Origin of the sequence: Roseivirga sp. E12 (assembly GCF_017592825.1) — a bacterium.
Taxonomy (GTDB): domain Bacteria; phylum Bacteroidota; class Bacteroidia; order Cytophagales; family Cyclobacteriaceae; genus Roseivirga.
On the sequence record NZ_JAGFMD010000005.1, the window covers coordinates 227,737 to 248,173 of the forward strand.

At 41.6% G+C, this 20,437-nt stretch carries 20 protein-coding genes; 7 read left to right on the forward strand and 13 right to left on the reverse strand.

Annotation, left to right across the window (positions count from 1 at the left end; all coding sequences use genetic code 11):
* Positions 1-45: 45 nt before the first annotated feature.
* The 6 genes from J4E76_RS13365 to J4E76_RS13390 all read right to left on the reverse strand — a co-directional run bounded on the left by J4E76_RS13365 (position 46) and on the right by J4E76_RS13390 (position 3,950).
* Entirely contained in the window at positions 46-819 is a 774-nt protein-coding gene (locus tag J4E76_RS13365) for a diaminopimelate epimerase (RefSeq protein ID WP_370592804.1), read from the reverse strand.
* Between the two features lie 127 nt (positions 820-946).
* Positions 947-1,369, reverse strand: a complete 423-nt coding sequence (locus J4E76_RS13370) for a hypothetical protein (protein ID WP_208504942.1) — start codon at positions 1,367-1,369, stop codon at positions 947-949.
* A gap of 116 nt (positions 1,370-1,485) precedes the next feature.
* Positions 1,486-1,845, reverse strand: a complete 360-nt coding sequence (rplS, locus tag J4E76_RS13375) for a 50S ribosomal protein L19 (RefSeq protein WP_208504944.1) — start codon at positions 1,843-1,845, stop codon at positions 1,486-1,488.
* Between the two features lie 88 nt (positions 1,846-1,933).
* Positions 1,934-2,611, reverse strand: a complete 678-nt coding sequence (gene trmD / locus J4E76_RS13380) for a tRNA (guanosine(37)-N1)-methyltransferase TrmD (RefSeq protein WP_208504946.1) — start codon at positions 2,609-2,611, stop codon at positions 1,934-1,936.
* Complete coding sequence (gene rimM / locus J4E76_RS13385; protein ID WP_208504947.1) at positions 2,601-3,146, reverse strand: ribosome maturation factor RimM; 546 nt, start codon at positions 3,144-3,146, stop codon at positions 2,601-2,603. The genes trmD and rimM overlap by 11 nt, the downstream gene beginning before the upstream one ends.
* Before the next feature lie 15 nt (positions 3,147-3,161).
* Positions 3,162-3,950, reverse strand: coding sequence for a 30S ribosomal protein S16 (locus tag J4E76_RS13390; protein WP_208504948.1), 789 nt, complete (start codon positions 3,948-3,950; stop codon positions 3,162-3,164).
* A gap of 266 nt (positions 3,951-4,216) precedes the next feature.
* On the opposite strand from J4E76_RS13390, the gene J4E76_RS13395 reads away from it, so the two are divergent.
* Genes J4E76_RS13395 through lpdA form a run of 4 tightly spaced genes read left to right on the forward strand, consistent with a single transcriptional unit; the run spans position 4,217 to position 10,319 of the window.
* Positions 4,217-6,955 (forward strand): 2-oxoglutarate dehydrogenase E1 component, encoded by a 2,739-nt coding sequence (locus J4E76_RS13395; RefSeq protein WP_208504949.1) that lies wholly within the window; start codon positions 4,217-4,219, stop codon positions 6,953-6,955.
* Positions 6,956-6,967: 12 nt separating this feature from the next.
* Entirely contained in the window at positions 6,968-8,479 is a 1,512-nt protein-coding gene (gene odhB / locus J4E76_RS13400; protein WP_208504950.1) for a 2-oxoglutarate dehydrogenase complex dihydrolipoyllysine-residue succinyltransferase, read from the forward strand.
* Positions 8,480-8,529: 50 nt separating this feature from the next.
* Positions 8,530-8,880: a four helix bundle protein gene (locus J4E76_RS13405; RefSeq protein ID WP_208504951.1), complete on the forward strand. Its 351-nt coding sequence runs from the start codon at positions 8,530-8,532 to the stop codon at positions 8,878-8,880.
* Positions 8,881-8,918: 38 nt separating this feature from the next.
* Positions 8,919-10,319, forward strand: a complete 1,401-nt coding sequence (gene lpdA / locus J4E76_RS13410; protein ID WP_208504952.1) for a dihydrolipoyl dehydrogenase — start codon at positions 8,919-8,921, stop codon at positions 10,317-10,319.
* A 69-nt stretch (positions 10,320-10,388) separates the two neighbouring features.
* Here lpdA and J4E76_RS13415 read toward each other — a convergent pair whose 3' ends face one another.
* The gene (locus J4E76_RS13415; protein WP_208504954.1) at positions 10,389-10,811 is read right to left on the reverse strand and encodes a hypothetical protein; all 423 of its coding nucleotides are present in this window, start codon (positions 10,809-10,811) and stop codon (positions 10,389-10,391) included.
* Between the two features lie 195 nt (positions 10,812-11,006).
* Between J4E76_RS13415 and carB the strand changes: the two genes are divergently transcribed.
* Together carB and J4E76_RS13425 are read left to right on the forward strand one after the other, a co-directional pair.
* The gene (gene carB, locus J4E76_RS13420) at positions 11,007-13,820 is read left to right on the forward strand and encodes a carbamoyl-phosphate synthase large subunit (protein ID WP_208504956.1); all 2,814 of its coding nucleotides are present in this window, start codon (positions 11,007-11,009) and stop codon (positions 13,818-13,820) included.
* Positions 13,821-14,078 carry a DUF4834 family protein gene (locus J4E76_RS13425; RefSeq protein WP_208504959.1) on the forward strand — a complete coding sequence of 86 codons (258 nt, stop codon included), beginning with the start codon at positions 13,821-13,823 and terminating at the stop codon, positions 14,076-14,078. It abuts the gene before it with no gap.
* Here the strand turns inward: J4E76_RS13425 and J4E76_RS13430 are convergent.
* From J4E76_RS13430 to J4E76_RS13440, 3 genes are all read right to left on the reverse strand, one after another.
* Positions 14,075-14,527, reverse strand: a complete 453-nt coding sequence (locus tag J4E76_RS13430; RefSeq protein WP_208504961.1) for a nuclear transport factor 2 family protein — start codon at positions 14,525-14,527, stop codon at positions 14,075-14,077. The genes J4E76_RS13425 and J4E76_RS13430 overlap by 4 nt on opposite strands.
* Positions 14,528-14,607: 80 nt before the next feature.
* A complete protein-coding gene (locus J4E76_RS13435; protein ID WP_370592805.1) occupies positions 14,608-15,681 on the reverse strand; it encodes a 3-oxoacyl-ACP synthase III family protein in 1,074 nt (357 codons plus the stop codon).
* 8 nt (positions 15,682-15,689) lie between these two features.
* On the reverse strand, positions 15,690-16,268 hold the full coding sequence (locus J4E76_RS13440) for a TetR/AcrR family transcriptional regulator (RefSeq protein WP_208504965.1): 579 nt from the start codon (positions 16,266-16,268) through the stop codon (positions 15,690-15,692).
* A 174-nt stretch (positions 16,269-16,442) separates the two neighbouring features.
* On the opposite strand from J4E76_RS13440, the gene accD reads away from it, so the two are divergent.
* On the forward strand, positions 16,443-17,282 hold the full coding sequence (gene accD / locus J4E76_RS13445; RefSeq protein ID WP_208504967.1) for an acetyl-CoA carboxylase, carboxyltransferase subunit beta: 840 nt from the start codon (positions 16,443-16,445) through the stop codon (positions 17,280-17,282).
* On the opposite strand, the gene J4E76_RS13450 is transcribed toward accD, so the two are convergent.
* The 3 genes from J4E76_RS13450 to J4E76_RS13460 all read right to left on the reverse strand — a co-directional run bounded on the left by J4E76_RS13450 (position 17,276) and on the right by J4E76_RS13460 (position 20,341).
* The gene (locus tag J4E76_RS13450) at positions 17,276-18,211 is read right to left on the reverse strand and encodes a YeiH family protein (protein ID WP_208504969.1); all 936 of its coding nucleotides are present in this window, start codon (positions 18,209-18,211) and stop codon (positions 17,276-17,278) included. The genes accD and J4E76_RS13450 overlap by 7 nt on opposite strands.
* The gene (locus J4E76_RS13455; protein WP_208504971.1) at positions 18,204-19,382 is read right to left on the reverse strand and encodes a threonine synthase; all 1,179 of its coding nucleotides are present in this window, start codon (positions 19,380-19,382) and stop codon (positions 18,204-18,206) included. Before J4E76_RS13455 ends, J4E76_RS13450 begins: the two co-directional genes overlap by 8 nt.
* A 62-nt stretch (positions 19,383-19,444) precedes the next feature.
* Positions 19,445-20,341, reverse strand: coding sequence for a LysR substrate-binding domain-containing protein (locus J4E76_RS13460; protein ID WP_208504973.1), 897 nt, complete (start codon positions 20,339-20,341; stop codon positions 19,445-19,447).
* Positions 20,342-20,437 lie beyond the last annotated feature (96 nt).

A 20,437-nucleotide genomic window follows, 5' to 3' on the forward strand; every position in this document is an offset into this window, starting at 1 on the left:
AGTTAATTTCTTGTATACTAATAAAGAAAGTATGTCTCTATAATCTTACAGGCTAATTTGGCCGCTGAAAACTCTTTCGGCCGGGCCGATTAAATAGATATCTTTAAAATACTCTCCGTCCCGCTTAAAGGACACTTTTAATTCTCCGCCAACGGCATTGAGTTTTACTTGTTCTGTACCTGTCTTAAGTCCTAAAGAAAGTGCAGCTGCTGTACAGCCTGTACCACATGAAAAGGTCTCACCTTCGACACCTCGCTCATAGGTTCTGATCTTCAACTCGTCATCACTCATTTTCTCTAGAAAATTGACATTGACTCCGTCATTAGAAAAGCGATCTGAATAACGGATTTCTCTTCCCTCTGACACTGGATCTACAGACTCGGTATTGTCCACATATTTCAGGTAGTGCGGAGACCCGGTATCAATCAAGTAATCCTCACCAATCTTCTCATATGTAGATACCTCATGCATTAATAGATGCACTAGTCCACCCTCAATATATGCCTGATGAAGGCCGTCAATAGCCATGAAGGTTGTCTCATTTTGAATCATACCCAAGTGATTGGCAAACATCACAGCGCAACGACTGCCATTGCCACAGAGGGATTGCGAACCATCGGGATTGAAGAAAATCATCTCAAAATCAGCGCTACCATGCTCCTCTATCAGGATAACTCCGTCAGCACCTACACCAAACCTTCGATCACAAAGAGCGATAACCTGGTTCAAATCAGATTTATTAAAATGATCATCACGATTATCTATCATGACGAAGTCATTTCCTGTTCCCTGATATTTATGAAAATTAATGGTGGTCACTTCTAAATTTTAGCTCTGGATTGCAATTAACGAGCCTTTTTTGAATTAGTGACAAAATGGCGCGACTTAAGTAGGTGACCACTAAAAAAATTCCAAAATAAAACTGCTCCAGACTAGGGGTTTACATCTACTTCCTCCTCTTGAGAAAATATCTAAAACCAATACTCCCAGAAGCCAGATAACTTCCAGCCGATGAATTAAGAAGTGGCGTATACTCGCCAAAAAGAGTGAAATTGTCCTTTTTCTCAATAGGCTTAAATTGAAATCCAAGTGCCAATGCTATGTTTCCATCACTAAAAGTGGTGCCAACACCCACTCCACTATAAAGCTTAAAGTCCTCTCGCTCCAACACATTGTATAACACCATAGCAGTGATGTCAAATTCAGTCGAATTGGCACCAATTCGTGCCTCTCCCCATAGCTTTTTATCAGGGTTGGTCGAAACGCCAAAAGCGCTAATGACTGAGGACTGATGATAAGAGAAACCTACTTGAGCTTTTACGAAGTTGGCAGAAAAGAGAAAGAGCGTGAGACAAAATAATTTTTTCATGTTCGATTTTTTGAGTTTAAAACTTATAGTGACAAGCAATAAACGTGCGATTCTAATTTCAGAACATAAAAAAAGCCCCGACAAATCGGAGCTTCAATATTTTAATAGCTAAGTGCTTATCTAGAAATCTTTTCTTTGATTCTAGCTGCCTTACCTTGACGGCCTCTAAGGTAGAAAAGTCTAGCTCTTCTTACTTTACCTCTTCTCAGAACCTCTACTTTGTCAAGACTTGGAGACAATAGTGGGAAGATTCTTTCAACTCCTATGCCGCCAGAGATCTTTCTTACAGTGAAAGTCTCACCATTAGATCCTGGATTTTTTCTTTGTATTACAGTTCCTTGAAACTGCTGAATTCTTTCTTTAGTGCCTTCCTTAATTTTCACGTGAACGTTAACCGTATCACCAGCAGCGAATTCAGGAAAAGAAGCTCTTCTCTCGTTACTTTCTTCCTCTATAAAATTGATAAGATCGCTCATAATCTTCGTTCTTAATCTGGTCTTCCCAAAATTGGAATGCAAATATAGAAATTAGTTTTTTATAAACTGATACTCAGTTCGAAATTTTTTAGTCATCCAGCAAGTCTGGGCGTCTCTTTTTTGTTCTAGCCAGAGATTGCTTAAATCTCCACTCCTCAATCTTCTTTTCGTGACCCGAAAGTAGCACTTCCGGGACTGTCATTCCCTTATATTCTGCAGGTCGTGTATAGACCGGTGGAGCCAACAAATTATCTTGGAAGGAATCAGTCAAAGCCGATGTCTCATCCGACAATACACCCGGTATCAATCTAATAATGGCATCTGACAGTACTGCTGCCCCTAGCTCACCGCCTGAAAGCACATAATCTCCTATACTGATCTCGCGAGTGATGAAACGTTCACGAACGCGCTCATCTACTCCTTTATAATGACCACAGAGAATCATGATGTTTCCTTTCAGAGATAGCTCATTGGCGATTTGTTGATTGAGGGTCTCACCATCTGGTGTCATATAGATCACCTCATCATAGTCACGTTCAGCCTTGAGGGTCGAGATGCAATTATCAATTGGTTCGATCATCATAACCATGCCAGCACCTCCGCCATATGCGTAGTCATCAAGCTGTTTTTTCTTGTTGACGGCATACCCTCTAAGGTCATGTACAACTACCTCTACGATCCCTTTGTCTTGGGCGCGCTGGAGGATTGAGTGACTAAAAGGACTCTCCAACAACTTTGGTAGACATGTAATGATATCAATCCTCATTATCTTCTAAATAGATATCAATTAAACCTTCAGGTACATTAAGCACAATCCGCTTCGATTCCTTGTCTATCGACTCTAATAAGCTTTCGGTATAAGGAATTAGAATCTCAACATCGTTTTCAGACAATACTGAAAACAATAACTGAGGTCCTGACTCAATGACATTGTTGATGGTACCAACAGTCCCATCCGTATTCGAATCTTGAAGACTATAACCCACTATCTCGTGTAAGTAAAACTCGTTATCCGATAGCTCGGGTAAAGAGGCCAAAGGAAGATATAGCTCACGACCCTTTAACGCTTGAGCGCTTTCTAGTGAAGAAACATCTTCAAAACTCACGATAGTCTTAGCCCCATTGAGATTACTCATGGATTCAATAAAAAAAGGAACCAGCTGTTGCCCTTGCAGGACAAAAACTGATTCCAAATTTTGATATTCGTTCGGTGAATCAACATCCAGATAAATCTGAACCTCACCTTTCAAACCATGTGTTTTGACTATGTAACCTAATTGATAACAGTCGTCAATGGTCATGGCGATTATTCTTGCTTAAGCCTTTTCCTCTTCAGCAGCATCCTCAGATGCATCAGCAGCAGGAGCTTCTTCAGCTTCAGCCTTTGGTGCCTCTTCTGCTTCTTCAGCAGCCGGTGCTTCTTCAGCAGGAGTCTCTTCTACCTCTGGAGCAGCTTCTGCAGCTACTTCTTCGGCAGGGGCTTCTTCAACAGCTGGAGCTTCTTCGGCAACAACCTCTTCAGCTGGCGCTTCTTCTACTACAGGAGTTTCTTCAGTTGCAGCCTCTTCAACTACTGGCGCCTCAGCTTCTACAGCTTCAGTAGCCTCAGCAGTTTCTTCAACCTCTTCTTCAGCAACCTCTTCTACCACTACATTCTTAGCAGCAATTGCTTCAGCTCTTGCAGCACTCACTTTAGCTTCAGCTTCAAGTTTAGCTTTTCTCGCCTCGGCTTTAGCCTTAGCCAATTGATCAGTTTTACCAGAAATCTTAGATTCCTTGTCTTCAACCCATGCAGCTAACTTCTTATCAGCATCTTCTTGAGAGATTGCTCCTTTATCCACACCTACTTGTAAATGTTTTCTGAACATCACACCTCTATAAGAAAGCATTGCTCTTACAGTGTCTGTAGGTTGTGCACCTTTCATCACCCAATCAAACGCTTTGTCGTTATCGATATTAATCGATGCAGGATCGGTGTTTGGATTGTAGGTTCCGATTTTTTCAATAAAGCGACCATCACGTGGTGCTCTTGCGTCAGCGATGACAACATCGTACATCGCTCTTTTTTTACGACCTCTTCGGGCCAATCTGATTTTAACAGCCATATAACTTTTAAGTTCTACTAGGATCTCGTCCTCAAATTCTCAGGAACACGTCCTGAAAAAGGACTGCAAAGGTAAGTCTTTTTTTTAATCTAGTAAAATGGAACTCCAATAATAAGCATCTTCCTCGAGCCTCTCCTTTCACCTTATATATATGACTCAAAAAGCTTTGTATTTAAAAATGATATATTCGTAAAACCGCATAAACGGTTTTTAAAGCCTAAACCATTCCAGTACTTTTGTTGTTAAGTGTCAGGAATAATAACGCCATGGACAATTATACTTACCTAAGCAACGCTGATCCAAAAGCACTCGAAGTGCTTTATCAGCAATATAAAGCAGACCCACAAAGCATTGACGAAGGATGGAAGAAGTTCTTCGAAGGCTTTGAGTTCGCCCAAGAGCAATTTCCAATGTTGCCCAACGGTCAGGGATCTACAGGATCATCAGCTGTAGTATCAGGAAACGCCAAAGAAGTTCAAGTAAGAAATCTTATTCACGCCTATCGTACACGTGCCCACCTCAGGTCTAAAACAAACCCTGTAAGAGAGAGAAAGGATCGTAAACCGATTCTTGACCTACAATACTTCAATCTTTCGGAAGCTGACCTGGATACTGAGTTTGTCTCTGGTGAAGAAATTGGTATTGGAAAAGCCACGCTTAGAAAGATCATCGAGACGCTGAAGTATATATACGAAGGCACCGTTGGCTTCGAGTACATGTCTGTCCGTGACCCTGAGAAACTCAAATGGCTCAGAGAAAAAATTGAAAAAGAAGCTTTGAGCTTCAATCCTTCTGCAGAGCAGAGAAAGCGCATTTTATCTAAGCTCAATGAAGCTGTGGTATTCGAAAACTTTCTACATACTAAATACCTCGGACAGAAGAGGTTTTCGTTAGAGGGTGGCGAAACTACGATTCCTGCCTTAGATGCAATCATTAATAAAGGTGCCGAGCTTGGCCTGGAAGAAGTGATGATTGGTATGGCACATAGAGGTCGACTTAATGTTCTTGCCAATATTATGGGTAAGACTTACGAGCAAATCTTTAATGAATTTGAAGGCGGTGCGACTCCAGACCTTACCATGGGGGATGGTGATGTAAAATACCATCTAGGTTACTCTAGTCAAATCAAAGCTCAAAATGGTAAGACGGTCGAGCTCAAGCTTGCTCCAAACCCATCTCACCTGGAAGCTGTGAATCCTGTTGTTCAGGGTTTTGTTCGAGCGAAGGGGGATGAAGAATACAATAGAGATCGTTCTAAAATTCTACCAATACTAGTTCATGGTGATGCTGCTGTAGCAGGCCAGGGTATCATGTATGAGATTGTTCAGATGAGCAAACTTGAAGGCTATAATACAGGTGGCACCATCCATTTTGTGATTAATAACCAAGTAGGATTTACTACCGACTTTGATGATGCTAGATCTAGTATCTACTCTACTGATGTAGCAAAAATTATTGACGCACCAGTTTTACATGTAAACGGAGATGACCCTGAAGCAGTAATCTTCTGTGTTCAGTTTGCTGTTGAGTACAGACAAAAATTCCAAAGAGATATTTTCGTAGATATGGTCTGCTATAGAAGACATGGCCATAATGAAAGCGATGAACCTAAGTTCACTCAACCTTCGCTTTACAATGTCATTTCTAAACACCCCAATCCAAGAGAGGTCTATAACAAACAACTCATTGAAAAAGGTGAAGTAGAAGCTGCTTTGGCCAAGAACATGGACAAGGAGTTTAGAGCCACTCTTCAGGACAGATTGAATATGGTTAAGCAAAAGCCTTTACCATATGTATACCAACCTTTAGAAGAAGAATGGAGAAACTTAAGAAGGTCCAAGCCTGAAGATTTTGAAAAATCTCCTAATACAGGCATCTCTGAAGGCAGTATAGAGAAAGTTGCCAAGGCACTTACATCTGTACCAGAAGGTTTTAAACCACTAAAGCAGATTGAAAAGCAACTGAAGCAGCGAAACGACATGTTCTTTAAGGACAAACTGTTGAACTGGGCCGGAGGAGAACTTTTAGCTTATGGTTCTTTGCTTTTAGACGGTAAGAAAGTGAGGCTCACAGGACAAGATGTTCAAAGAGGCACATTCTCACATAGACATGCTGTATTGCATGATATGAATACCAATTATGCCCATAATAGCCTCGATCATATTGAGGGTATTGAAAATAAATTCGAAATATATAACTCTCTGCTATCAGAGTTTGGAGTGATGGGTTTTGAATTTGGTTATGCAATGGCTAACCCCAATGCACTTACTATTTGGGAAGCACAGTTTGGGGATTTTGCCAATGGCGCCCAAGTAATGATAGACCAGTTTGTGTCCTGCTCCGAAACTAAGTGGCAGCGTATGAATGGCATGGTGCTGCTATTGCCTCATGGCTACGAAGGCCAAGGGCCTGAGCATTCAAATGCTCGTCCTGAAAGGTACCTTCAACTGAGTGCAGAATATAATATGGCAGTGGCCAATATTACTACCCCTTCTAACTTCTTCCACGCTATGCGAAGACAAATGACCTGGGAGTTTAGAAAGCCATTAGTGATCATGTCACCAAAGTCTTTATTGAGACACCCTAAGGCAGTATCTCCACTAGCTGAATTCACTTCTGGTAGTTTCCAAGAGGTTATCGGAGATGACAATGTCACCGCAAGGTCAGTAAAGAAAGTAATTCTATGTTCTGGAAAAGTCTATTATGACTTACTAGAGCGAAAGGAAAAGGATAAACGAAAGGATGTTGCTCTCATTAGAATCGAGCAATTACAACCTTTCCCTGCTTCGCAGGTGAACAAAATACTAGACAAGTATAAGAACGCTGAATACGTATGGCTACAAGAGGAACCTGAGAACATGGGTTATTGGAGCTTTGTCCAGCGAGCATATAAGGAGAAGAACCTCACCCTGATTTCGAGAAAGGCAAGTGCATCACCGGCCACCGGATATGCTAAGGTTCATGCTCAAGAACAAGAAGAAATTATTAACAAAGCTTTCGCTTAAATCAATAGAATCATGAGTTTGGAAATCAAAGTTCCTGCAGTTGGTGAGTCAATCACAGAAGTAACCATTGCACAATGGTTCAAGCAAGAAGGAGATCATGTCGAAATGGACGAAGTGATCTGCGAGCTTGAGTCAGATAAAGCTACTTTCGAATTGAATGCGGAAGCAGCAGGCACCCTACATATCGTTGCCAGTGAGGGTGACACACTGGAAATAGGTGATGTCATTTGTAAAATAGACGAGGCTAGTTCAGGCAGTGCTCCAAAGGCAGACGAACCTACTACTGAAGCTAAGCCAGCTCCTGCTTCTGATGGCCCAAAAGCCACTGGCGAAGTAAAAGAAATGATTGTGCCTACCGTTGGAGAATCCATTACGGAAGTCACCATATCAAGTTGGTTGAAAGCCGATGGAGATTTTGTTGAATTGGACGAAGTTATTGCCGAGGTTGATTCAGACAAAGCAACATTCGAGTTACCTGCAGAAGCCAATGGTATACTACGCATTGTAGCGCAAGAAGACGCTACGATTGAGATAGGCGACCTAATTTGTAAGATCGAAGTAATGGAAGGCGGAGCACCTGCAGCGGCTGCACCAGCGCAAAGTACGGCTGTCGAAGCCACCGAAGCGACAGGCAATAATACCTATGCAACTGGCCACGCTTCTCCTGCTGCAGCTAAGATACTTGCTGAAAAAGGCATCGATGCCTCAACGGTAAAGGGTACGGGTAAAGATGGACGTATCACTAAGGAAGATGCCGAAAAAGCACAAGCTACTCCTACCAAACCGACTGCTGCACCTGCACCAGCACCTGTTGTCCCTGGCAGCAGAAATGAGCGGAGAGAACGAATGACATCCTTGAGAAAGACTGTATCTCGAAGGTTGGTATCCGTGAAGAATGAGACAGCCATGCTGACCACATTCAATGAGGTGAATATGAAACCGATCATGGACCTTCGTAAGAAATACAAGGATAGGTTCAAGGAAAAGTACGAGGTAGGTTTAGGCTTCATGTCCTTCTTTACTAAGGCTGTCACCATGGCCGCTAAAGAATGGCCCGCAGTGAATGCCAGAATTGAAGAGAATGAGATTGTTTATAGCGATTTTGTTGATGTTTCGATCGCAGTATCGGCTCCTAAAGGATTGATGGTTCCGGTCATCCGTAATGCTGAATCCATGAGCTTCGATCAAATCGAAAAGGAAATTGTTCGTCTGGCAACGAAAGCCAGAGATGGTAAGCTGACAATTGATGAAATGACTGGTGGTACTTTCACCGTTACCAATGGAGGGATTTTCGGCTCAATGCTGTCAACTCCAATCATCAATGCCCCTCAATCCGCCATCTTAGGAATGCACAACATTGTTGAGCGACCTATGGCTGTAAATGGAGAAGTGAAAATTTTGCCAATTATGTATGTGGCCTTGTCTTACGATCATAGAATAGTTGATGGTCGTGAATCTGTGAGCTTCCTAGTAAGAGTAAAAGAGTTACTTGAAGACCCAACACGTTTACTACTCGGAATTTAAATCGTATTGAGTACCGAGTATTGGGTACCAAGTACTGAGAACAAGACTTAATGCATAAATACAAAGAATTAGAAGTTTGGAAGAAGTCCATAGCTCTAACAAAACGCATTTACTTGATTACATCAAGCTTCCCTTCTGAAGAGAAGTTTGGTTTGAAAAGTCAAATTAATCGAGCAGCCGTATCAATAGCTTCAAACATTGCTGAAGGCGCTGGCAGGAACTCTAATAAAGAGTTTAATCAGTTTTTAGGGATAGCAATTGGTTCAATGCATGAAGTAGAGACACAAATAATCATTTCGTTTGAAGTTGGCTTCATAGAAGAAACAGTTAAGGATGAAATCTGTGATCAAATATCTCAGTTAATCCTAATGACAAAAGGATTAAAAAATCACTTAGTCTAAGTACTAGCTACTTGGTACTAAGTACTAACGATACAAAAATGAAATACGATGTAACAGTAATAGGATCAGGACCCGGTGGCTACATTGCAGCTATCCGATGTGCCCAGCTAGGTATGAAAACTGCCATTATTGAGAAGTATAACACTTTGGGCGGTACATGTTTGAACGTAGGCTGTATTCCTTCAAAAGCACTTTTAGACTCTTCAGAACATTACCACAATGCAGCCCATACTTTCGGTGAGCATGGTATTGAATTGAAAGACTTAAAGGTGAACCTGAAACAAATGATCGACCGAAAGGCAGGCGTTGTGAGTCAGGTAACAAGCGGAGTCGACTTCTTAATGAAGAAGAATAAGATCGATGTTTTTCATGGCATGGGCTCTTTCGTAGATAAAAACACCATTCAGGTTACTGATGCTGAAGGCAAAGTCACCAAAGTGGAAACTGAAAAAGCCATTATAGCAACAGGTTCTAAACCAGCTTCTCTCCAATTCATCAACATAGACAAAAAGAGAGTTATCACCTCCACAGAGGCATTGGAACTCAAAGAAATTCCTAAGCACATGATAGTTATTGGTGGTGGAGTAATTGGAATGGAATTAGGTTCTGTCTATGCACGTCTAGGTGCAGAGGTTTCGGTGGTGGAGTTCATGGATGATATCATTCCATCTATGGACAAAACGATGGGTCGAGAATTGAAAAAGTCTCTTAAAAAGTTAGGCTTCAACTTCTACTTAGGACATAAGGTTACCGAAGTAAAAGGAACTGCGAAAACAGTAACTGTAAAAGCAGAAAACAAGAAGGGTGAGCTTGTGGAAGTAAAAGGTGACTACTGCCTTGTTTCAATTGGAAGAAAGCCATACACTGAAGGTTTGGGACTGGAAAACGTTGGTATAAAAACTGATGACAGGGGTAGAATCGAAGTCGATAGTCATTTAGTGACTTCGGCTGATAACATCTACGCCATTGGTGATGTAATTAAAGGCGCTATGTTAGCCCACAAAGCCGAAGAAGAAGGAGTGTTCGTTGCCGAAGTCATTAACGGTGAAAAGCCTCATATCAATTATAACCTCATCCCAGGTGTAGTTTATACATGGCCTGAGGTTTCGGCCGTTGGTTTGACGGAAGAACAACTAAAAGAAAGTGGCAGAGCCTATAAGTCTGGTTCATTCTCTTACAGAGCTCTTGGACGGGCACAAGCATCTATGGATGTTGCTGGCTTAGTCAAAGTATTGGCAGACAAAGAAACCGATGAAATACTTGGTGTTCATATGATAGGTGCCCGTACAGCGGATATGATTTCAGAAGCAGTTGTTGCTATGGAGTTCAGGGCTTCAGCTGAGGATATTGCACGCATGTCTCATGCACATCCAACATACTCAGAAGCTTTTAAAGAAGCATGTTTAGCAGCTACGGATAATCGAGCGTTGAACGCCTAAAAAGAACAAAGCAAAAGAAAAGGGAATTCGAAGATCGAATTCCCTTTTTTGTTTAGAATATCTTAAAAGCTATTTGCTTACGCGTATACCTTCCATTGGCAAGGCGTCTTCACCGACATACACTACCCCAGTAAAGGTATCTCCATCGAAATCGCATTCAACTGAAGCGGTATTCCCCATGACATCAATATTTCCTGTCATAGCCGTACCCTGGAAATCAACTTCTGTAAGTTCGATAGTTCCGAATTGATCAGTCTCTAACTGAGCTGTGTAAGTACCAGGATCTCCCCCGATTACCAGCTTACCTCCCGTTGCCCCATCAGGCGCTTCAACGGTATATTCCCAAGTTCCAGTGGGGTCGTAGGCCTCGATCTTTTTGCCTTTTTTACCTGCCTTTCCATCTGCAGCAGTATTTGTAACAGCACAGCCTGCAACAAAGAGTAGCATTACTACCAAGGCAAGTCCACTCTTAATAAGATTAGTGTTTTTCATTTTGGTTGAATTTCTAGGTAAATGTATGTCTAGGCAAATTAGTCATTTTTTCAATTATCGATTTCAAACACCCCTCAAAACAGTCAAAAAAACATGTTGCAGGGATTAATGATAAACTCGTTTTGATTATTCGGTTTATGGCATAACTTTGTGCCAATTTGTACCTAAGTCAACCAGTCGTTCTTTACTTAAAACATGCCAAAAGACAATAGCATTAAATCCATCCTGATCATAGGTAGTGGGCCAATCATTATTGGACAAGCCTGTGAGTTTGATTATTCTGGATCTCAAGCAGCCAGATCACTCCGAGAAGAGGGCATTGAAGTGACCCTTATTAACTCCAACCCCGCCACCATTATGACGGATCCGGTGATGGCAGATAACATCTATCTAAAGCCGCTCACCAAAAAATCAATCATTGAGATTCTAGAAAAACATCAGATTGATGCCGTTTTACCTACAATGGGGGGTCAAACCGCGCTAAACTTAGCCATTGACTGCGACACTGCCGGCATTTGGGAAAAGTACAATGTGCGCATCATTGGTGTCGACATTAATGCGATTGAAACCACGGAAGATCGAGAGAAATTCCGGTTGAAGATGAAGGAGATTGGTGTGGGTGTCTGTAAAGGAGAAACGGCCACATCATTCCTAAAAGGAAAAGAGATTGCCCAAGAAATTGGATTTCCACTCGTCATCCGACCTTCCTATACATTGGGAGGTTATGGTGGTGGATTTGTCAATACTCAAGAGGAGTTTGACGAAGCGCTTACTAGAGGCTTAAATGCCTCTCCGATCCACGAGGTATTGGTTGAACAAAGTATCCTTGGCTGGAAGGAATACGAACTGGAACTCTTAAGAGATAATATTGGCAACGTCATCATTATCTGTTCGATTGAGAACTTTGATCCAATGGGTGTTCATACCGGTGACTCCATTACTGTTGCACCGGCAATGACGCTATCTGATACTACCTATCAGAGAATGCGAGACATGGCCATTCACATGATGAATGCAATCGGCCAATTCGCTGGAGGGTGTAACGTTCAGTTCTCTGTAGGCCCTGAAAACGAGGAAATTATTGGTATTGAAATTAATCCGCGTGTATCTAGGTCATCTGCACTGGCTTCAAAAGCGACAGGTTACCCGATTGCTAAGATTGCTGCTAAACTGGCCATCGGTTACAACCTAGATGAATTAAAGAACCAAATTACGAAGACAACATCGGCGTTTTTCGAACCGGCTTTAGACTATGTAATTGTTAAAATCCCTCGTTGGAACTTTGACAAGTTCAAAGGTGCGGAAAGAAAACTAGGTCTACAAATGAAGTCTGTAGGCGAGGCTATGGGAATTGGCAGAAACTTCCAGGAGGCTCTTCAAAAGGCATGTCAATCACTTGAGATTAAACGAAATGGATTAGGTGCTGATGGCAAAGAAGTAAAAGATCAGGCCACTTTACTGCACAGTCTTGAGAATCCGAGTTGGAATAGACTCTTCCATATATACGATGCCTTTAAACTAGGCATTCCATTCAAGACCATTCAAAAGAAGACCAAAATTGACAAATGGTTCTTACAGCAGATTGAAGAGTTGATAGCGCTAGAAAAAGAAATAGGGCAGCATACGCTAGACACTATTCCTGAGAGTCTACTCAGAATGGCCAAAGAGAAAGGCTATGCGGATAGACAAATCGCTCATCTTTTAGACTGTCTTGAAAGTAAAGTTTTCAACAAAAGACATGAACTTGGTATCAAGCGGGTTTATAAAATGGTGGATACTTGTGCAGCTGAATTTGAGGCACAAACACCTTATTACTACTCAAGCTTTGACTCTGAAAACGAGTCTATTGTAAGTGACAAAAAGAAAATCATTGTATTAGGATCAGGACCAAACAGGATTGGTCAGGGTATAGAGTTTGACTACTGTTGTGTTCATGGGTTATATGCCGCTAAAGAGTGTGGGTATGAGACCATAATGATCAACTGTAATCCCGAGACTGTTTCTACGGACTTTGATACCGCAGACAAGCTTTATTTTGAGCCAGTTTTCTGGGAACATATTTATGATATTATCCTTCATGAGAAACCCGAAGGTGTTATCGTTCAACTTGGGGGGCAAACAGCCCTAAAACTTGCCGAAAAACTTGATCGCTATGGTATCAAGATTATCGGTACGAGTTACAAAGCACTTGACCTTGCAGAAGACAGAGGAAGGTTTTCTACCCTTCTTGCAGAAAACGATATTCCTTATCCAAAGTTTGGTGTTATTGAGGATGCCGATGAAGCTCTTGAATTATCAAAGGAAATCGGTTTTCCACTGCTAGTGAGACCTTCTTATGTACTAGGTGGCCAGGGCATGAAAATCGTGATCAACGAGCAAGAGCTTGAAGAACACGTGGTCAACATCCTGAAAGATATTCCAGGTAACAGAGTACTGCTTGATCACTTCTTAGAAGGTGCTAAAGAAGCAGAAGCAGATGCGATCTGTGATGGTGAAAATGTATACATCATCGGAATTATGGAACATATCGAACCTGCTGGTATACATTCAGGTGATTCTTATGCACTCCTTCCCCCATACAGTTTAGGCGATATCGTAATGCGACAAATCGAGGAGCATACTAAGAAAATTGCCCTGGCTTTAGAGACAAAAGGACTCATCAATATTCAGTTTGCGGTGAAAGATGATCAAGTTTATATCATCGAAGCGAACCCAAGAGCATCTAGAACCGTTCCATTTATAGGAAAAGCTTATCAGGAGCCTTATGTGAACTATGCCACAAAGGTGATGTTGGGTGAGAAAAAGGTGACTGATTTTGATTTCAAACCCGTTAAGAAGGGTTATGCCATCAAGGAACCAGTCTTCTCATTCCATAAATTCCCGAATGTGAATAAGGAGTTAGGGCCTGAAATGAAATCTACTGGTGAAGCCATCTACTTTATTGATGACTTGCTTGACGATTATTTCCTTGAAATTTATTCGAAAAGAAATTTATACTTAAGTCGATAGATGGGTATTTTACTCAAGTTCATATTATTCATAGTAGTTATAGGGTGGCTATTCAAAGGTGTCTCAAGATTCTTCTTGGGTAATCTTTATAAACAGGCACAACAACAACAGTATTCAGGAAATCGGCAGAGGACACAAACTGCTCAGCCTAAAGATGGAAACGTTAGTGTTGAATACGCACCAAAGAAGAAGACAGAAAAATCTGCCGATAACTTCAAGGGTGGCGATTACGTGGATTATGAAGAGGTGAAAGACTAATTTCCCCTCTTCCTTTCACCAGGACCCTGCCAAAGCACATGCTCAATCATCCATTTTCCGTCATGCTTGGCGAGTAATAGATAGTCAAAGCCCCACCAAGCTTTCACTTTTGCCGAGGCAATATGTTCAGCCACTTCGTAGATTTCTACGCTGCCAGGAGGAACCTCACGAGTACGCCCCTTAGCTTTTACTCCTAGTGCATAGTCCACAGCCTCTTTGTAGGTCATTTGCCCTTCAGAAGCATAGGTGGTAGAATTTCGTCCCTTAAAATACCCGAACTTCAGGAGGTTTGGCGCAATAGCCCTTTTCAACTTAGAAGTATCCCCTTCGTAAAACCCCTCGAGGTAATCCAAGGCAGCACGTTCTACGGCTTTCTTTTCATCAGTGTTTTGTGCCCAGACCAATTGGACAATTGTAACCATGAGTAATATGAGTAAGACCTTTTTCATAATTTTCTTATTTAATAAACTTTTGTATAACAAATAAATCGAATTTACACGACTTGACAAGTTTTTAAAAGAAAAACTGATTAGGGCATCTGGTAAACCATAGCATTAATATGCATTCCTGCACCTACAGAGGCAAAAATGATATTATCTCCTGAGTTCAATTCATGACCCTCTAACTCTCCTTTGAGTATCAGGTCTAACATGGTTGGTATGGTGGCGACCGAGCTGTTCCCCAAAGTCTGAATGGTCATTGGCATCAATTTTTCTGAGTCCCCCATTACTCCATAAAGCTTGAACAGCTTGTGAAGTATTGCCTCATCCATTTTTTCATTGGCCTGGTGGATAAGTACCTTATCAATATCTTCTAGACCAAGGCCGGCACGTTCAATGGCACACTTGATAGCATCGGCCACATTGGTTAGAGCATACTCGTAAATCTTACGACCCTTCATTTTAATATAGCTACCACCATGATCATTAAGTGACTCATTATTGGAGGGGCCCATAGCTAGGTAACACAACTCTTCGCTTGCATCCGTTCTTGAGCACTGCGCAACATAACCTCCCTTTTCTGCATCCGAAGCAGAGAAAATAGTTGCTCCTGCCCCATCGGAAAAGATCATTGAATCACGGTCATGCGGATCGACAGTTTGGCTCAGTGTCTCGCCTCCAATCACCATCACATGTTTAGCATCACCACACCTAATCATCTGGGTAGCTTGGATTGCACCCTGTACCCAACCTGGGCATCCGAAAATGATATCATAGCAAGTAGTGGCAGGATTGGCAATCCCCAACTGACCTTTCACTCTTGCAGCAAGGCTCGGCATCATATCAATACGATTATTGTCCTTCTGCATGTCTCCGAAGTTATGTGCGAAGATGATGTAGTCTAGGTCCTCAGCATTCACATTGCTGTTTTCCAAAGCTTTCTTTGCCGCAATGGACCCGAGATCTGAAGCCTTCTGGCCAGGCTTGGCATAGCGTCTTTCCCTAATCCCTGTAATCTTCTCGAACTTTCGAATGATTACATCATTCGGGTCTGTAAATCGCTCTCCATTTTCCTGGTAGAATTCAGTATCGAGAAAATGCTCATTTGGAACCACTCTCGATGGAATGCAACTCCCCACCCCACTAATTATTACACTTTGCATACTCATTTCTAATGATTTCTAACTGCATCCCAACAAGCTTCGGCCGCTTGTTCAATGCGTTCTTCTGTTAAAGATTGGTTATGGTCTATATGTAGTTTGGATAGAGAAACGATAGGCCCATAAAGCAATGAGACAATCGTATAGAGCGGTAAATCCTTCATTTCTCCAGCACGCTTGGACTCTATGAAGAATGACATAATCGGAGCTAAAATGATAAAGCTCTCTTCCCTTGTTACATTACTCATAAAAGGTGCATACCTGTATTGCTCTACAAACTGAAATTCCTTTGGGTGCGCTATACAATAGCTAATCAGGTTTCTCCACAGATGCTTGAAGCGCTCTTTGTAAGAACCTTCTTCTCTATAGCCGTCAAGCATGGCTTTTATCACTCGCCTTTTGATTGATGTGAACAGCTCATTAATCAACTGCTCCTTATTTTCGAAATAGCGATAAATAGTACCCGCTCCCACTCCAGCATGCTGTGCAATCATTGAGATTGGAGTACCATGAAATCCGTGCTCACACAAGAGGTCAAGTGTAGACTCTAGAATGGCACTTTTCTTATCAACTGTCTTATTATCAATCATATTAAAGCGGAATGAACGTTCATTCCGCTCCAAAGTAAAAGACTATAATTTTGCCCCCCAAGCATTTTCAACTGTTTTTATCAAGCATCAGTATTAAGTAATCTTTTGGCGGGAGAAGACTTTTAGCCTATTTTTGCCTACTCTTTGAAAAAAATTAGGCGATAACACTACTATATGTCTTGGTTTCAGCGAAAAATTAAGGGTATTACTACTCCAACTGATCAGAAGAAAGATGCTCCTGATGGTTTATGGTTTAAGACCCCAGGCGGTACCATCGTCCATACTCGAGAACTTAAAAACAATGCTTATGTGAGTCCAGAAGATGGATTCCATGTACGTATTGGTTCAAAAGAGTATTTCGAAATACTGTTTGACGAGAACAAATTCACTGAATTGGATGCTGACATGACATCAGGAGATCCGTTGAAATTTGTTGATAGCAAACCTTATCCCAAAAGGATTAAGGCTACCCAAGCCAAATCAAACCTTAAGGACGCTGCAAGAACTGTCCATGGAAAAATGAACGGCCTAGACTTAGTGGTGTGCTGTATGGATTTCGCCTTTATTGGTGGTTCCATGGGCTCTGTTGTCGGAGAAAAAATTGCTAGGGGTATTGACTACTCTCTTAAGCATAAAATCCCTTTCTTAATGATTTCTAAATCTGGTGGTGCCAGGATGATGGAAGCGGGATACTCATTAATGCAAATGGCTAAGACATCTGCTAAGCTTGCTTTACTTTCGGAAGCAGGTATTCCATACATTTCATTGCTTACCGACCCTACTACGGGTGGAGTAACAGCCTCCTATGCTATGTTGGGCGATTTCAATATCGCTGAACCAGGTGCCTTAATTGGTTTTGCGGGCCCTCGTGTTATTAGAGATACGGTAGGAAAAGATCTTCCGAAAGGTTTCCAAAGCTCTGAATTTGTATTGGATCATGGTTTCCTTGATTTCATCGTTGATAGACGAGATTTAAAGAAGCAATTGACTACAGTATTGAGAATGCTTCAGTAAAACTCCAGTATAGCAAAAGCTGATACAACCACTGTAAAGATCCATAACACACTACCAAACACTACAGGCTTTAACCCTGTGGATTTATTGATCTGAAGTGAAGATCCCATCAAAAAAAGTACTAGGGCCATCAAACCTTTAGAAAAGCTCAGCACTGAATGCTCAGTTACTCGTGTTAATGGAAATATCGAAGTTGAAATCAGAGCTAAGATGAAGAATAGTACAAACCATGGGAATTTGAGTTTCGAATCATTTTTCCTAAAAAATGATAACAGTAACATCAAAGGGATTATCCATAGCATTCGGGTTAATTTAGCAGTAGTTGCAATTTCTAATGCTTCCTGTCCATATACTGCAGCTGCACCAACCACTGAACTTGTATCATGAATGGCCACAGCACACCACAAACCAAACTGCCTTTGAGTCATTTCAAGGGCAAAACCGAGGTTTGGAAATACTAAAACGGCCAAGGCATTCAGCAAAAACACCACTGACAAGGCCACGGATATTTTTCTATTTGATGCTCTTAGAATCGGTGCTATTGAGGCTATGGCACTCCCTCCGCAAATTGCCGTTCCAGCAGATATTAACATTGAAAGGTCAGTATTCATCTTAACCAGCTTGGACATCAACCAACCCAGGCTTAAAACCATGATAACTGACACGGTTATATACAGAAAGTTCTCAGTCCCCACGTTGGCTGCTTGCTGAACATTTATACAAAGGCCCAGCGTGACAACTGAGGTTTGTAATAGCCATTTGCACAGCTTGGGAATGAACTTGATTTCTATCTCACCAATTACAAACCGAAAAGCTAGACCGATTAGGAGGGCCCATTGACTATTGATTAATGGGAATAGACATACCAGTCCAAGCAAAACGAACAAAGCATTCTTATGCCGCTTTCTTAGGTTCAGAAGTCTAAACAAGGTGCTCTAGGTATTTGTATCCACCTCCTGTGTTAATCATCAACACCTTTTCATCTCTCGATACTTCTCCTTGATCAATAAGCCTTAGGAGCCCTTTCCATAGAGCGGCCCCTTCAGGTGCCATTAAAATACCCTCGCTTTCGGCCACTTCCTTCACGCCATTAATCATGGCCTCGTCTGTTACTGTTACTGTTGTACCACCAGATTCAGCAACAACTCTGGCAATCATATCTTGACCGAAAGCCACAGGCACTGCAAGTCCATTTCCAATTGATTCTGTATACAGAGCAATGTCTTTTTCCACTCCTTTAAGGAAATCAACTACAGGTGAACAATTAGCCGCTTGCACAACTACCATTCTTGGTAGTTTGACGTCCGGCTTCAACCAGCCCAAACTGATCATTTCATGGAAAGCTTTCCAAATACCAATGAGACCGGTTCCTCCACCCGTGGGATATAAAATGACATCAGGTAATTTCCAATTCAATTGCTCCGCAATCTCATAACCCATGGTCTTTTTTCCTTCCAACCTGTAAGGTTCCTTTAAGGTTGATACATTGAAAGCTCCTTTCTTCATTTCGATTTCGGAAGCCACAACAGCACACTTATTAATGAGACCGTCAACCAGAAGAAGTTCTGCACCATAGAGTTCACATTCTTGCTTAAAGCTTAATGGCGTATGACTTGGCATCACAACCGTAGCTTTTATCCCAGCAGCTGCACAATAAGCGCTCATGGCCCCTCCAGCATTTCCGGCAGTTGGAATAACACAGTGATCTATATCTAATTCCTTCGCTTTTGAAATCGCCATACTCAAACCTCTGGCTTTAAAGGAACCAGTCGGGTTTGAACCTTCATCTTTTACCAAAACTGAACTAAGGCCATGTTCTTTTCTCAGGTTCTTGAGAGACAATATCTCTGTCATCCCCTCTCCCAAAGACACAATGTTGTCAGAATTTAGCACAGGCAACATACTAGCGTATCTCCACATGGTATTTGGCTGACTTAGCAAGGACGCCTTGTCAAACTCGTTATTGTAGTCATATGCCACAACTAGAGGTTTGTTGCAGCATAATGCATAACCTTGGACCTCAAGAATTGAATACCGCGTGTTGCATTCCGAACAGGTTAGGTGACTGACATGAGAGTCTAATACAGCTGTTGCATTCATTCTGCAATAATGAATAATACAGTATCACCGATCAAATGATTAATGGTAACAAGTTATAACTATTAGTTATAGATAAGCTTCGCTTCACTCACGAATGCCTTTGTAGTACCAGCTGGGGTTTCGCCTGTTCTTATCACAAAATTGAAGCTACGTTGAACATTCAGATCAGGAATGTCTACCTCTTTTAACAACCCCATCTCCAGTTCCCTTTTAATTGCCCAAGGGGATAGAAAGCCTATGGCTGTGTCTTCGACCAAGAAGTTTTTCAAGGCCTCTGTCCCCCCCAAACGAGCAACTATATTAAGATTACCAATCTTGACTTTGAGCTCATTCAGCTTTCTAGACCAAGCCGAAAGAGTACCCGAACCGACTTCGCGAATTACTAATGGCACACTCATTAATTCATCCAACCTGATTTTTTGTCCAGCAAAAGGACTGTGGTTGGAGCAAACAGGAATGATTGTGTCAGCCATAAAGAAGTCATAATGAAGAGCATTCGATTCATGCTTGTCCTCTACAATAGCCAGGTCAATCTCTTCCTTCACCAATGATTTCAACACATTTTCAGTATTTCTATTGATCAATGTAATCTTCGTCTGTGGCCATTTTCTTCTAAAAGAAGAAAGTACTTTAGGCAAAACATAAAGTGAAAGGGTGGTACTCGCTCCTATCCTAAGTTCACCTCGTGCTTCCTGTTGAGTCTTGACAATATCAATATCCGACTCAATTTGCTTCTCAATTTGCCTAGCCTGCCTTAATTGAGTCAATAGTTTTTCTCCTGGCGGAGACAATCGGATAGTATTTCCTTGTCTTTCGAATAAACGAACCCCAAGTTCACCCTCCAACTTCTTAACCTGCTTACTAACAGCTGGTTGAGAAACACACATAACATCCGCTGCTTTGGAAAAACTGAGGTGACAAGCTACTTCGTAAAATGTTTCATAAGCTATTGACAGCATCTTCTAAAATATTTCAGGCAAGTTAACAATCGGAATGTTCTCATATAAACTAAAAATCATTCCCAGCCCAACAATCGGTTTTAAATAGATATCCTT

What these genes read in the sequence shown, in the direction of transcription:
- J4E76_RS13370 (WP_208504942.1), bottom strand. Translation starts at nt 1,369, where the DNA reads ATGAAAAAATTATTTTGTCTCACGCTCTTTCTCTTTTCTGCCAACTTC.
- rplS (WP_208504944.1), bottom strand. Translation starts at nt 1,845, where the DNA reads ATGAGCGATCTTATCAATTTTATAGAGGAAGAAAGTAACGAGAGAAGA.
- trmD (WP_208504946.1), bottom strand. Translation starts at nt 2,611, where the DNA reads ATGAGGATTGATATCATTACATGTCTACCAAAGTTGTTGGAGAGTCCT.
- rimM (WP_208504947.1), bottom strand. Translation starts at nt 3,146, where the DNA reads ATGACCATTGACGACTGTTATCAATTAGGTTACATAGTCAAAACACAT.
- J4E76_RS13390 (WP_208504948.1), bottom strand. Translation starts at nt 3,950, where the DNA reads ATGGCTGTTAAAATCAGATTGGCCCGAAGAGGTCGTAAAAAAAGAGCG.
- J4E76_RS13395 (WP_208504949.1), top strand. Translation starts at nt 4,217, where the DNA reads ATGGACAATTATACTTACCTAAGCAACGCTGATCCAAAAGCACTCGAA.
- odhB (WP_208504950.1), top strand. Translation starts at nt 6,968, where the DNA reads ATGAGTTTGGAAATCAAAGTTCCTGCAGTTGGTGAGTCAATCACAGAA.
- J4E76_RS13405 (WP_208504951.1), top strand. Translation starts at nt 8,530, where the DNA reads ATGCATAAATACAAAGAATTAGAAGTTTGGAAGAAGTCCATAGCTCTA.
- lpdA (WP_208504952.1), top strand. Translation starts at nt 8,919, where the DNA reads ATGAAATACGATGTAACAGTAATAGGATCAGGACCCGGTGGCTACATT.
- J4E76_RS13415 (WP_208504954.1), bottom strand. Translation starts at nt 10,811, where the DNA reads ATGAAAAACACTAATCTTATTAAGAGTGGACTTGCCTTGGTAGTAATG.
- carB (WP_208504956.1), top strand. Translation starts at nt 11,007, where the DNA reads ATGCCAAAAGACAATAGCATTAAATCCATCCTGATCATAGGTAGTGGG.
- J4E76_RS13425 (WP_208504959.1), top strand. Translation starts at nt 13,821, where the DNA reads ATGGGTATTTTACTCAAGTTCATATTATTCATAGTAGTTATAGGGTGG.
- J4E76_RS13430 (WP_208504961.1), bottom strand. Translation starts at nt 14,527, where the DNA reads ATGAAAAAGGTCTTACTCATATTACTCATGGTTACAATTGTCCAATTG.
- J4E76_RS13435 (WP_370592805.1), bottom strand. Translation starts at nt 15,681, where the DNA reads ATGCAAAGTGTAATAATTAGTGGGGTGGGGAGTTGCATTCCATCGAGA.
- J4E76_RS13440 (WP_208504965.1), bottom strand. Translation starts at nt 16,268, where the DNA reads ATGATTGATAATAAGACAGTTGATAAGAAAAGTGCCATTCTAGAGTCT.
- accD (WP_208504967.1), top strand. Translation starts at nt 16,443, where the DNA reads ATGTCTTGGTTTCAGCGAAAAATTAAGGGTATTACTACTCCAACTGAT.
- J4E76_RS13455 (WP_208504971.1), bottom strand. Translation starts at nt 19,382, where the DNA reads ATGAATGCAACAGCTGTATTAGACTCTCATGTCAGTCACCTAACCTGT.
- J4E76_RS13460 (WP_208504973.1), bottom strand. Translation starts at nt 20,341, where the DNA reads ATGCTGTCAATAGCTTATGAAACATTTTACGAAGTAGCTTGTCACCTC.